This is a genomic window from Streptomyces sp. P1-3 (assembly GCF_050613155.1).
In the GTDB taxonomy this organism is placed as follows: domain Bacteria; phylum Actinomycetota; class Actinomycetes; order Streptomycetales; family Streptomycetaceae; genus Streptomyces.
The window spans coordinates 4,901,917-4,914,655 of record NZ_CP192512.1; the positions used below are offsets into that span (position 1 = coordinate 4,901,917).

The window sequence follows — 12,739 nt, forward strand, 5'->3', positions numbered from 1 at the left end:
CGGTCACCCGGGGCCGGGGTGGGCCAGCCGCGCCGCCACCAACGCCCCGATCCGCGCCGCGTGTTCCGTGCGCAGCATGTGGAAGTGCTGCGCCGGGACATGGTGCACCGCCAGCTCCCCTGCCACGTACTCCCGCCAGGAGGCTGGCGTGTGCGCGGGGTCCCGGAGGTGGCCGTGGATCCGGTTCTCGGCGGTGAACAGCAGCATGTCGCCGCGGTACCGGTCAGGGGTGTGCTTGCGCATCACCTCGATGTCGTTGCGGAAGATGTCGAGCAGCGGGAAGCTGCCCTCGCCCTCCAGCAGGTGCGGCGGCAGCCCGGTGTCCCGGCTCAGCTCCGCCACCAGCTCGTCCGCGTCACGGACGTCCACCTCCGGGCTGCCGTGTCCCACCGTGTCGTCCAGCAGCAGCCTCAGCCACTCGCGCTTGCTCAGCTCCGGCATCTGGCCGAACGTGCGGGAGTTGTCGGGGTAGGCGTCCAGCACCGTGAGGGAGGCGACCTCCTCGCCCGCGCGCTGGAGCTGTGTGGCCATGGCATGGGCGACCAGCCCGCCCAGCGACCAGCCGAGCAGATGGTACGGACCGGTCGGCCGCACGGCGCGGATCTCGGCGAGGTAGTCCGCCGCCATCGCCGCCACGCTGTGCGGCAGCACGTCGTCGGGCGCGCTGAGCACGCGCGCCTGGAGGGCGTGGACGGGCTGGTCCGGGGGCAGGTGGGGGAGCAGCCCGGCGTACCGCCAGCCCAGGCCGCCGCCCGGGTGGACGCAGAACAGCGGCGGTCGGCCGCCCTCGGCGCGCAGCGGCAGCAGCGTGTCCAGCGCGTGCGGCGCGGGGACCTGGTCCAGCCGCTCCGCCAGCCCCGCGACGGTCGGCGCGGAGTACAGCGTGCGGACCTCCAACGGAACGCCCAGGGTGCTACGGATACGGGACACCAACTGGGCCGCGAGCAGCGAGTGGCCGCCCAGCTCGAAGAAGCTGTCGTCGACCCCGGCCGACGGCACCGCCAGCACCTCGGCGAACAGCGCGCACAGCGCCTTCTCGCGCGGGGTGCGCGGGGGGCGGGAGGTGCCGGCGCAGGCCGGGTCGGGGGCGGGCAGCGCGCGCCGGTCCACCTTGCCGCTGCCGGTCAGCGGCAGTGCGTCGAGGACGGCGACGGCGGTGGGGACCATGTGGTCGGGCAGCCGCTGGGCCAGCCACCGCCGTACCTCGCCGGCGTCGGCCGCGGCCGGGTGTTCCCTGCCGGTGGCGGGGACGACGTAGGCGACGAGGGTCTGGTGCCCGGCGTGGTCGGCGCGGGCGACGACCGCCGTGTGGGCGATGCCGGGGTGGCCGAGCAGGACGGCCTCGACCTCGCCCGGTTCGACCCTGAAGCCCCGGATCTTGACCTGGTCGTCGGTCCGTCCGAGGAAGTCCAGTTGTCCGTCGGCCCGCCAGCGCACCAGGTCTCCGGTGCGGTACATCCGGCCGCCGGGCGGGCCGTACGGGTCGGCGACGAACCGGCTCGCGCTCAGGCCGGGGCGCCGCAGATAGCCGCGCGCCAGCCCGGGACCCGCCAGATACAGCTCACCGGTGGTCCCCGGCGGCACCGGGCGCAGCCCGCTGTCCAGCACGTACACCAGGGAGTCGGCGACCGGGCGGCCGATCGGCGGGGTGTGGCCCGCGAGCAGCCCGCCGCTGACGGTGGCGTACACGGTGGCCTCGGTCGGCCCGTACGCGTTGATCAGCTGCCGTCCGGTGACCGACCAGCGGTCCACGAGCGCGGTGGAGACCGCCTCACCCGCCAGGATCGCGGTGCGCACCCACAGCCCGGAGGCCGCGGACGGATCGCGCTCGCACTCCTCCAGCAGGCTGGCCAGCGCCGACGGGGTCTGGTTGAGCACCGTCACGCGCTGCTCGGTCAGCAGCCGCAGCAGCTCGGCGGGGGAGCGGCTGATGGAGCGGGGGACGACGACGAGCCGGCCGCCGTGCAGCAGCGGCGCCCACATCTCCCAGACGGAGACGTCGAAGGTGTACGAGTGGAACAGGGCGAAGGTGTCGGCCGGGCCGATGCCGAACTGCCGCTCGGCGCCCGCGAAGAGGCGGCCTACGTTCCGGTGGGTGTTCACCACGCCCTTGGGGGTGCCGGTGGAGCCGGAGGTGTAGATGACGTACGCGGGGTGCTCGGGCCGCAGCGGGGCGGTGCGCTGTGCGTCGGTGGGGTCGGTGGCGGGCCGCGCGGCGAGGTCCCGGATGGTGCCGGGGTCGTCCAGCGGCAGCGGTTCGGCGGCGGTGGCCGGGAGGGTCGCGGCGATGGCGCGGGTGGTGACGACGAGCGGCACGGCGGTCTCGGCGAGCATCAGCGCCGTGCGGTCGGGCGGGTACTCGGGGTCCAGTGGCAGGTATCCGGCGCCGGACTTGAGGACGGCGAGCACGGCGACGAGGAGGTCGGCCGTGCGGGGCAGGGCCAGCGCGACGAACCGCTCCGGGCCCGCGCCGCGCTCGATCAGCCGGTGGGCCAGCCGGTTGGCGGCCTCGTTCAGCTGGGCGTAGGTCAGCGAACGGGAGCGGTCCACCACCGCGACGGCGCCCGGGGTGCGGGCGGCCTGCGCGGCGAACAGCTCCGGCAGCGTGGCCTCCGGCTCGGGCGCGGCGTGGGCGCCGCCGCGCCAGGCGCCGAGGACGCGGCCGCGCTCCTCGTCGCCGAGCAGGTCGATGCCGCCGACGGTGCGGTCCGGGTCCGAGGGGTCGGTGAAGGCGCGCAGGAGGTGCAGATAGCGCTGCTGGTGGGTGGCGAGCTCGGCGTCGCTGTAGAGATCGGCGTTGGCGTTGTGATCGATCCGGATGCCGGTGCCGTCGGACCGGTCGTACGCCATGATCGACAGGTCTTCGACCAGCCCGTTGGAGAGGTTGTGCGCGGTGACCGGATGCCCGGCGAAGTCGAAGTCGTAGCCGAACGACATGATGTTGATGTGCGGGCCGAGCAGCCCGCGTCCGCCGTCCGCCAGCCGCAGGTCCCGGGACAGGTCGATGCGGCGGTAGCGCTGGTGGCGCAGCGCCCCGCGCACCTCCCTGGAGACGTGCCGCACGAGTTCCCGTACCCGTGTGCCCGGGCGCACCGGAATGCGCAGCGGCAGGATATTGGCGGCCATTCCCGGGACGTCGCGCAGCGCGGCGTCGGTACGGGCCGCCACCGGCAGGCTGAGAACGATATCCGGCTTGCCGGTCATGCGGTGCAGATAGGCCGCCGTGACGGCCATCATCATGGCGGACCAGTGCGTGCCGAACTGCCGCGAGACGGCACGTAATTGGACCGCCTCCGTCTCGCTGAGATGCGCGGTCTGCCGAATGCTGCTGGTGAATAGAGTGCCCGGCTGCCCGGCCAGCCGGGGCGGCTCCGGGTAATCGGCGAAGTGTTCGGTCCAGTAATCGCGGTCGGTGGTGAAGTCCCTCGATTCCCGGTAATCCGCGTCGCGTTCGAGCAGCAGCTCCAACGGGCCGAACGCGGCCGGCGGGCAGGGTCGGCCCGCGACGGCGGCGCTGTACAGCTCGGCCACCCGCCGGGCCACCAGGGCGCCGCCCGAGGCGTCGGTCACGATGTGGTGGTAGCCCTGGTACCAGGCGAACCGCTCCGGGCCGAGCCTGAACAGGGCGTAGCTGAACAGCGGCTCCCGCTCCAGGTCCATCGGGCGCCGCAGGTCGGCGTACATCCACCGCTCGGCGGCCGCGCGCGGCCCGTCCTCGCCGTCCTCGCCGCTGACGTCGACCACCGGCAGCGCCCAGTCCAGGACGGGTTCGACGATCTGCCAGGGCACACCGCCGTCCGCGCCGAAGCGCGCATGGAACGGCTCGGCCTCCGCCACGGCCTGCCGCAGTGCCTTCTCGAATATCCGCGGCTCAATCGGACCGTGAATTTCCAGATACTCGCCGATCCGGAACAGCGGGCTCTCGGGGTCGATTTGCTGGCTGAACCAGATTTCGCTCTGGCCGGTCGACAGCGGCAGACGGGTACCCCGGACAACAAACTGCAAGTCTTCTCCCAGCGGGTGGGGGATCAAAACGCCACATGCTGACCCTAGGAGAAGAATCGCTCACACCTCGCGTCAACTGGTGTCGGCGCGCCAGTCGTTGCATCGAATGAGATGACCGCGCACGATAATGAGCGGACCGCGTCCATCGGACGGCGGATTTCTTTTCTGTCGATCGGATTTTCCGCGCCGACGTCGCCTTTGGAGGCCGTGACTGGAATCGAACCAGCGTAACTCGCTTTGCAGGCGAGCCCCTCAACCACTCGGGCACACGGCCATGCTCTCGACGTCGAGCCTAAGGTGGGGGCTCCGAGGCCCACAATGACGTCGCGGGCCCTGCCACGGGACTGACATACGGTGTTCATGGGGCGGGTGTCACCCAGAAGCCGGGCACAGCGCGTTGTTCCGGCCCCCCAAATTCTGCTTATGATTCGACGGTGTTCGACTCCCGGCACATCAAGACCTTCCACGCCGTGGTGCAGGCCGGTTCCTACTCCGCGGCCGCCCGCTCGCTCGGCTACACCCAGCCCGCCATCACGCAGCAGATGAAGGCGCTCGAACGCTCCGTGGGCACCCCGCTGTTCACCCGTGTCGGGCGGGCCATGCGGCTCACCGAGGCGGGCGAGGCGCTGGCCCGGCACGCCGGGATCATCCTGGAGAGCATCTCCACCGCACAGCAGCAGATGAGCGCGATCACCCGGCTGCGGACCGGCCGGGTCCGGCTCTGCGCCTTCCCCAGCGCCACCGCCACCCTCGTCCCGGAGACCCTGGGCCGGCTCGCCGCCGGACATCCGGGGATCCGGGTGGAGCTGCTGGAGGACGAGCCGCCGGAGTCGCTGGGGCGGCTGGTGCGCGGCGAGTGCGACATCACCCTGGCCTTCACCTACCCCGGTCTGCACGAGGACGTCCCCGACGAGGTCGCGGAGATCCCGCTGCTGGAGGACCAGCTCACGGTGCTGCTGCCGACCGGGCACCCGCTGGCCCGGCGGCGCGCCGTCAAGCTCGCCGACCTCGCCGAGGAGCGCTGGATCGCGGGCTGCCTGCGCTGCCGCGCCAACTTCCTCCACGAGTGCGCGGAACAGGGCTTCGCGCCGGACATCGCCTTCACCACCGATGACAACCTGGTCGTCCAGAGCCTGGTCGCGGAAGGGCTGGGCGTGGCGATGATGCCGGGCCTGGTGCTGTCGTTCCTGTGCCACCGCAAGGTCACCGGGCGGGCGCTGGACCCGGCGTCCCGCCGCCAGGTCTCGGCGTACGTCCTGCGGGAGCACCTGCGCATCCCGGCGACGGCGCTGGTGCTGGAGGAGCTCAAGGCGGTGGCCGAAAACCGTTTGGGCTGCTGACGCTCGGCGGGTGCGGCCCGTCCGCCGTAGGCGGCCATCCGGGCTCATTCATAAGCAGACGTAGGGGTTCGGCGAAGAAACTGTCGTTGGACGTGATGGATCGGGTGGCGGGACGCTGCCGGTATGACCACTTCGACCACCCCGACCACCCCGACCGCATTCCGAGCCCCCCGTACGACCGCCCGGTTCGACGCGCTCGTGACCGAGGTGCGCGCGGCCGTCGACCTGGGTCTGCCGCCGGACCTGACCGCATACCAGGTCGGCGAGCGGCTGGCCCCCCACCTGGGCGCCCCCGACCTGCTCACCGAGGAGCAGCGGGTCGGCGACCCCGAGTGCTATCGGCAGCACATCCTGCACGCCGAGCACGACGGGAGCTTCTCCATCGTCGCGCTGGTCTGGCTGCCGGGGCAGCGGACGTCCATCCACGACCACGTCTCGTGGGGCGTGGCCGGAGTCCACGAGGGCCAGGAGAGCGAGACCCGCTACCGGCTCGTCTCCGACGGCGGCCGCGCCCGCCTGGTGGAGACCGGGAACGTGGTGAACCCGCACGGCTCGGTGAGCGCGTTCGCGCCCCCCGGCGACATCCACCGGGTGTGGAACGCCTGCGAGGGCAAGGCCATCTCGATCCACATCTACGGCGCGGACATCACGCGGCTGGGCTCCAGCGTGCGGCGGGTGTACGAGTGCCCGGACGGCGAGCGGTGACGGCCACGGACATACCCGCTCCAGCGGCGCACGGGCAGACCGCACCGGGGGAGGCTGGATCGCCCGGCGAGGCGATACCGGGGGAGGCCGGATCGCCCGGCGATGCGGTACCGGGCCAGGCTGGACCGCCCGGCGATGCCGCACCCGGAAAGGCCGCGCCGCCCGGCGGGTCCGCGCCCGGCAGGGCGGCCGCGGGCCCGCTGCCCGGTCTCGGCTTCGCCGCCCTCGGCGTGGCCGCCGCGTGGGGCGTCCACTGGCTGCTGCCCGGCGTGCCGATGCTCACCGTGGCCGTCGTACTCGGCATCACCGCCGCGCATCTGCCCGGCGCCCGCGGCCTGATCCGCGGAACGGGCCGCCCGGGACTCTCCCTCGCGGGCAAGCGGCTGATGCGGCTCGGCATCGTCCTGCTCGGCCTCAAGCTCAGCCTGGACGACGTGCTCGGACTGGGCTGGGCGACCGTGGCGATGGTGTTCGGCGTCGTCGCGGCCACCTTCTGCGGCACCTGGTGGCTCGGCCGCCGGATGGGGCTGCGCGGCGACCAGCCGGTGCTGATCGCCACCGGTTACGCGATCTGCGGCGCGTCCGCGATCGGCGCGGTCAGCGACGTACGGGACAGCGAGGAGCGGGACGTGGCCACGTCGGTCGCGCTGGTGACGCTGTGCGGCACCCTCGCCATCGCCGTACTTCCGCTGCTCCAGCATCCGCTGGGGCTGGACGACGGGCAGTTCGGCCGCTGGGCCGGGGCGAGCGTGCACGACGTGGGCCAGGTCGTGGCCACGGCGCAGACCGCGGGGTCGGGCGCGCTGAGCGACGCGGTGCTGGTCAAGCTGATGCGGGTGGCGCTGCTGGCGCCGCTGGTGGCCGCGGTGGCGGTGTCGGTACGGGCCCGGCGCACGGCGGTCCGCGACGGCGCGGCCGAGGGCGTGGTGGCCGACGCCGCGGCTCGCCGCCCCCCGCTCGTACCGCTGTTCGTCCTCGGCTTCCTGGCGGCGGTCGCCCTGCGCAGTACGGACCTGCTGTCCGCCGGTGCGCTCGACGCGGCGGGAACAGCGCAGGAACTGCTGCTCGCCGCCGCCCTGTTCGGGCTGGGCAGCGCGGTGCACCTGCCCTCGATGGCGCGTACCGGCGGGCGGGTGGCCGCACTGGGCCTGTGCGCGTGGGTGGTGGTCGCCGGAGTGAGCTACGGCGGCGTACTCCTCACCACCTGACGCCGTCCCGGAGGTGCCCCCGTGAGAGGGACGGGGCCCGGCACGCGCCGGGCCCCGCGGGGTTCAGCCGGAGTACTGCTCCGTCATCTCGGTGATCTTGTTGTCGGGCCCCACCGCGATGTCGTAGAAGTTGGTCCCGCAGGTGGACTTGTCGACCTTCGGCGCCTGCCCGCCGTCGTAGGTCTCGCCGTTCGGGTCCGCGCACGACTTGACGTGGGCGATGCCGCCGTCCTTCGCGGTGCGGTCGTGCCGCCCCTCACTGTCGATGATCGCCACCTTGGTGTCGCCCGAGGCCATGGAGTAGGTCGTCGGCTCCCCTTCGGACTTCTTGAAGATGACCCCTTCGCCGCTCCCGCCGCACTCCCACACGGCCTCCCGGGCGATGACGTTGTTCATGGCGCCCTCGACGTGGTCGACCCAGATGACCTTGTGGCCCTTGGCCAGCTTGTAGCAGCCGTACTCGACGTTGCCGGCGGTGCTGCCGGCGGACGGCTTCGCCTTGGTGCTCGCGCTCGCGCTCGGCGAGGAGTCCGAGGCGCCGGCGGAGTCGTCCTCGGGGCCGCACGCGGTCAGCGTGAGCGCCGCGGAGACCAGGGCGGCGGTGGCGAAGACATGACGGATGGAAATCTGAATCCCCCTGATGTGCGCGCCCGGCCGCCAACGGCCGGACGAGAGAGCAAGGCCGGCCGCCGACTCTTGAAGATCGGATCGACCGCCCGACCGGAATCGTACAGGCGTGCACATGACGAAAATGACCTTGATCGGCAACGGCTCTGCCACAGGCGTGCCGCCTAGGACCGATGGCTGAGCGCGGTTCCGTCCCGCGACAGGTGTCAGGTGCGGGAGCGGCCTTTACGTTGATGCGATGACCGCAGTTGACCCCCGCGCGGCCGCGGACGCGGCCGGAACGGACACCGAACGAGCCGACGCCGGCGCGGAGTCGGCCGGCGCCGCCGACCGCGAGACCGTGCTCGGCCGTCGCTTCCGCGCGCTGACCCTCGGCATCATCTCCGTCGTCTCCCTCATCGCCTTCGAGGCGAGCGCGGTCAACACGGCGATGCCGGTGGCCGCCCACGCCCTCGACGGTGTCGACCTGTATGCCTACGCCTTCTCCGCCTACTTCACAGCAAGCCTGTTCGCGATGGCGCTCTCCGGCGAGTGGTGCGACCGCAAGGGGCCGCTCGCGCCGCTGTTCACCGGGATAGCCGGGTTCGGCGCCGGGCTGGTGGTCTCCGGCTCCGCCCAGCAGATGTGGATGTTCGTCGCCGGGCGCGCGGTCCAGGGCGTCGGCGGCGGCCTGGTGATCGTCGCGCTGTACGTGGTCGTCGGCCGGGCCTACCCGGAGCGGTTGCGGCCCGCCGTCCTGGCCGCCTTCTCCGCCGCCTGGGTACTGCCCGTCATCGTCGGCCCGCTGATCGCCGGGACGGTCACCGAGCGGATCGGCTGGCGCTGGGTCTTCCTGTCCATCCCGGTGCTGGTGCTGCCCCCGCTCCTGGTGATGCTCCCGGCCCTGCGCGGGCTCCCGCCGGGCGAGCGCACCCCGGCCGTGAACCGCCGCCGCATCCTCCTCGCCCTCGCGGTGGCGGCCGGTGCCGGGCTGCTCCAGTACGCGGGCCAGGACCTCGCATGGGTCTCCCTGATCCCCGCGGCCCTCGGCCTCGCCCTGCTCGTACCGTGCGTCCTGCGGCTGCTGCCGCGCGGCACCTTCCGGGCCGCCCGCGGGCTGCCGTCGGTGATCCTGCTGCGCGGCATCGCGGCGGGCGCGTTCCTGGGCGCGGAGAGCTTCGCCCCCCTGATGCTGGTCACCGAACGCGGACTCTCCGCCACCCTGGCCGGGCTCTCCCTCACCGGCGGTGGACTGACCTGGGCCCTGGGCTCGTACACCCAGAGCCGCCCGCGTATGGAGCCGTACCGCGAGCGCCTGATGGGCCTGGGCCTGCTGCTGATCGCGGCCGCCGTCGCCCTGGCCCCGCTGGCGCTGCTGGACGGCGTCCCGGTGTGGACGGTCGCCGCCGCGTGGGTGCTCGGCGGGTACGGCATGGGCTTGGCCATCGCCAGTGCCAGCGTCCTGCTCCTGAAGCTGTCCGCCCCCGAGGACGCGGGCAGCAACTCCGCCTCCCTCCAGGTCTCCGACGCGCTCGGCAACATCATCCTGGTCGGCCTGAGCGGCGTCCTCTTCGTCGCCTTCGGCGGCGGCCAGGCGCCGTCCGGCGGGGAGGCGGCATCCGGCGGCGGCCACCCGGCGGCGTTCGCCGCGGTGTACGCGACGATGGCGGTGGCGGCGCTGGTCGGCGCGTACGTGACGACCCGGCTGCGCCCGAAATCCCCGTGATCCGCGCCGCCGGGCAGGGAAAGCAGTTGCTGCGGCGGCTTGCCGAAGGGCCAGGGGGTGACACGCCGTACGGCGCGATGTGAGTTGAATCCCACCCTCGGGGCGACCCACCCCGTTCCCCCAAGGTGCCCCCACCGGCCCCGGTAGGCTGACGCGGTTGCCGATCCCGCCAGCCCGACCGCCCGACGGAGACCGTGACTACTACCGCCTCCCCCTCCAGCCACCATCTCTCTCCCGCCTTCCCCGGCCGCGCCCCCTGGGGCACCGCCGGCAAGCTGCGTGCCTGGCAGCAGGGCGCGATGGAGAAGTACATCCAGGAGCAGCCGCGCGACTTCCTCGCCGTCGCGACGCCCGGCGCCGGTAAGACGACCTTCGCGCTGACGCTCGCCTCCTGGCTGCTGCACCACCACGTGGTGCAGCAGGTGACCGTCGTCGCGCCCACCGAGCACCTGAAGAAGCAGTGGGCGGAGGCGGCGGCCCGGGTCGGGATCAAGCTGGACCCGGAGTACAGCGCCGGTCCGCTGGGGCGCGAGTACCACGGGGTCGCCGTGACCTACGCGGGCGTCGGCGTGCGCCCCATGCTGCACCGCAACCGCTGTGAGCAGCGCAAGACCCTCGTCATCCTGGACGAGATCCACCACGCCGGCGACTCCAAGTCGTGGGGCGAGGCGTGCCTGGAGGCGTTCGAGCCGGCGACCCGGCGGCTGGCCCTCACCGGTACCCCGTTCCGGTCCGACACCAACCCGATCCCCTTCGTCACGTACGAGGAGGGCAACGACGGCATCCGGCGGTCGGCCGCGGACTACACCTACGGATACGGCAACGCCCTCGGCGACGGCGTCGTCCGGCCCGTGATCTTCCTCAGCTACAGCGGCAACATGCGCTGGCGCACCAAGGCGGGCGACGAACTGGAGGCCCGGCTCGGCGAGCCGATGACCAAGGACGCGGTCTCCCAGGCGTGGCGTACGGCACTCGACCCGCGCGGCGACTGGATGCCGAACGTGCTGCGAGCCGCCGACCAGCGGCTCACCGAGGTGCGCAAGGGCATCCCGGACGCGGGCGCGCTGGTGATCGCCACCGACCAGGACTCAGCCCGCGCCTACGCCAAGCTCATCCGCGAGATCACCGGCACCAAGGCGACCGTCGTGCTGTCCGACGACTCCGGCGCCTCCCAGCGCATCGAGGACTTCAGCCACAACGACGACCGCTGGATGGTCGCGGTCCGCATGGTGTCGGAAGGCGTGGACGTGCCGCGCCTGGCGGTCGGCGTCTACGCCACCACGATCTCCACCCCGCTGTTCTTCGCGCAGGCCGTCGGCCGTTTCGTGCGGTCCAGGCGGCGCGGCGAGACCGCGTCCGTCTTCCTCCCGACCATCCCCATGCTGCTCGGCTTCGCCAACGAGATGGAGGTCGAGCGCGACCACGTCCTGGACAAGCCGAAGAAGGACGGCGAGGAGGAGGACCCGTACGCCGAGTCCGAGAAGGAGATGGACGAGGCGAACAAGCAGCAGGACGAGGACACCGGTGAGCAGGACATGCTGCCCTTCGAGGCCCTGCAGTCCGACGCCGTCTTCGACCGGGTGCTCTTCGACGGCGCCGAGTTCGGCATGCAGGCCCACCCGGGCAGCGAGGAAGAGCAGGACTACCTCGGCATCCCCGGCCTGCTCGAACCCGACCAGGTGCAGCTGCTGCTCCAGAAGCGGCAGGCCCGGCAGATCGCGCACAGCCGCAAGAAGCCGGACACCGAGGCCGACCTGCTCGAACTCCCGGCGGAGCGGCGGCCGGTGGTCACCCACAAGGAGCTGCTGGAGCTGCGCAAGGAGCTCAACAGCCTGGTCGGGGCGTACGTCCACCAGAGCGGCAAGCCGCACGGGGTGATCCACACCGAGCTGCGGCGGGTGTGCGGCGGACCGCCGAGCGCGGAGGCGACGGCCGGGCAGATCAGGGAGCGGATCAAGAAGGTACGGGAGTGGGCGACCCGGATGCGGTGAATCCGCCGGCCACCTCCTCCCTCGAGCCCCTCCCTCAGCGAGGCCTCACCCAGCCCCTGTCCGGGGGTGCCGCAGGGCGCCCCCAGAGGTGTCCCCAGGGTGCCCCCACGCGCGGTGCGGCCGCGGCCCGCAACCCTCTTCGGCACTTTTCATCAAGCTGTCACGCACGCCATCCCTCGGCGGGATGATGCGTCGTAATTCCCCGTAGAACCGGCGCCTCCGGCTGGCACAGGGTGCCAACTCCGCTCGGATTCTGGACGGACTCTTCCGCTCAGCGGACTCGCTCGCTACTTTTCCGCTACGCACACGCCCCGTGGCAGCGCCGCCGCGGAGCGCAGCCGGTGCGTGCCCGCGACCGGCGGCCTCTTCCGCGCGCCGTCGCCGGGACCGATGGAGCATCGCGGTAGAGCCGCCCTCATACCGAGAGGGGGCGTCGTGACCGCGGAGACCTCCCAGACGCTCGACCGGGGCCTGCGCGTCCTGAAGCTGCTCGCCGACACCGACCACGGGCTGACCGTCACCGAGCTGTCCACCAAGCTCGGCGTCAACCGCACCGTGGTCTACCGGCTGCTGGCCACCTTGGAGCAACACGCGCTCGTACGCCGTGACATAGGCGGCCGCGCCCGCGTCGGTCTCGGGGTCCTGCAACTGGGCCGGCAGGTGCATCCACTCGTACGGGAGGCCGCGCTGCCCGCGCTGCGCGCCCTCGCCGAGGACATCGGCGCCACCGCGCACCTCACTCTGGTCGACGGCACCGAGGCCCTGGCGGTCGCGGTCGTCGAGCCCACCTGGACCGACTACCACGTCGCGTACCGGGCCGGGTTCCGGCACCCGCTGGACCGGGGCGCGGCGGGCCGCGCGATCCTCGCCGCCCGCACGGGTGGCGTCGACGATCCCGGCTACGCGCTGACGCACGGCGAACTGGAGGCGGGCGCGAGCGGCGCGGCCGCCCCGCTGGTCGGGGTGACCGGCATAGAGGGCAGCGTGGGAGTCGTCATGCTGGCGGACGCGGTACCGGAGCGGGTGGGGCCACGCGTGGTGGACGCGGCCCGGGAGGTCGCCGACGCACTGCGCTGACGAGGATCCGGCCCGCCCGGGAGCCTCTCCCGTGCCCGAAGGGCGTCGCGACCCAGCCCCGGCGCGACGCCCCCCCACCAG

The 12,739-nt window shown here is 72.8% G+C and carries 8 protein-coding genes and 1 tRNA gene; 6 read left to right on the forward strand and 3 right to left on the reverse strand.

The window, feature by feature from the left end:
- Nucleotides 1–3 precede the first annotated feature (3 nt).
- Together ACQUSR_RS21190 and ACQUSR_RS21195 are read right to left on the reverse strand one after the other, a co-directional pair.
- On the reverse strand, nucleotides 4–4,005 hold the full coding sequence (locus ACQUSR_RS21190; protein ID WP_431044161.1) for an amino acid adenylation domain-containing protein: 4,002 nt from the start codon (nucleotides 4,003–4,005) through the stop codon (nucleotides 4–6).
- A gap of 199 nt (nucleotides 4,006–4,204) precedes the next feature.
- A tRNA-Cys gene (locus ACQUSR_RS21195) sits at nucleotides 4,205–4,279 on the reverse strand.
- 160 nt (nucleotides 4,280–4,439) lie between these two features.
- Between ACQUSR_RS21195 and ACQUSR_RS21200 the strand changes: the two genes are divergently transcribed.
- From ACQUSR_RS21200 to ACQUSR_RS21210, 3 genes are all read left to right on the forward strand, one after another.
- Nucleotides 4,440–5,345 (forward strand): LysR family transcriptional regulator, encoded by a 906-nt coding sequence (locus ACQUSR_RS21200; RefSeq protein WP_431044162.1) that lies wholly within the window; start codon nucleotides 4,440–4,442, stop codon nucleotides 5,343–5,345.
- Between the two features lie 123 nt (nucleotides 5,346–5,468).
- Entirely contained in the window at nucleotides 5,469–6,050 is a 582-nt protein-coding gene (locus ACQUSR_RS21205) for a cysteine dioxygenase (RefSeq protein ID WP_431044163.1), read from the forward strand.
- A gap of 200 nt (nucleotides 6,051–6,250) precedes the next feature.
- Nucleotides 6,251–7,258 (forward strand): YeiH family protein, encoded by a 1,008-nt coding sequence (locus ACQUSR_RS21210; RefSeq protein WP_431047752.1) that lies wholly within the window; start codon nucleotides 6,251–6,253, stop codon nucleotides 7,256–7,258.
- Between the two features lie 63 nt (nucleotides 7,259–7,321).
- On the opposite strand, the gene ACQUSR_RS21215 is transcribed toward ACQUSR_RS21210, so the two are convergent.
- On the reverse strand, nucleotides 7,322–8,002 hold the full coding sequence (locus ACQUSR_RS21215; RefSeq protein WP_431044164.1) for a hypothetical protein: 681 nt from the start codon (nucleotides 8,000–8,002) through the stop codon (nucleotides 7,322–7,324).
- Between the two features lie 121 nt (nucleotides 8,003–8,123).
- Here ACQUSR_RS21215 and ACQUSR_RS21220 point away from each other — a divergent pair, with 121 nt between their 5' ends.
- The 3 genes from ACQUSR_RS21220 (at nucleotide 8,124) to ACQUSR_RS21230 (ending at nucleotide 12,658) form a co-directional block, all read left to right on the forward strand.
- Nucleotides 8,124–9,590 (forward strand): MFS transporter, encoded by a 1,467-nt coding sequence (locus ACQUSR_RS21220; protein ID WP_431044165.1) that lies wholly within the window; start codon nucleotides 8,124–8,126, stop codon nucleotides 9,588–9,590.
- A 194-nt stretch (nucleotides 9,591–9,784) separates the two neighbouring features.
- Nucleotides 9,785–11,581, forward strand: a complete 1,797-nt coding sequence (locus tag ACQUSR_RS21225) for a DEAD/DEAH box helicase (protein WP_431044166.1) — start codon at nucleotides 9,785–9,787, stop codon at nucleotides 11,579–11,581.
- 435 nt (nucleotides 11,582–12,016) lie between these two features.
- Nucleotides 12,017–12,658: an IclR family transcriptional regulator gene (locus ACQUSR_RS21230; RefSeq protein WP_304461994.1), complete on the forward strand. Its 642-nt coding sequence runs from the start codon at nucleotides 12,017–12,019 to the stop codon at nucleotides 12,656–12,658.
- The last annotated feature ends 81 nt before the right edge of the window (nucleotides 12,659–12,739 follow it).

Coding starts and splice junctions, on each gene's coding strand:
- ACQUSR_RS21205 (WP_431044163.1), top strand. CDS start 5,469: ATGACCACTTCGACCACCCCGACCACCCCGACCGCATTCCGAGCCCCC.
- ACQUSR_RS21215 (WP_431044164.1), bottom strand. CDS start 8,002: ATGTGCACGCCTGTACGATTCCGGTCGGGCGGTCGATCCGATCTTCAA.
- ACQUSR_RS21220 (WP_431044165.1), top strand. CDS start 8,124: ATGACCGCAGTTGACCCCCGCGCGGCCGCGGACGCGGCCGGAACGGAC.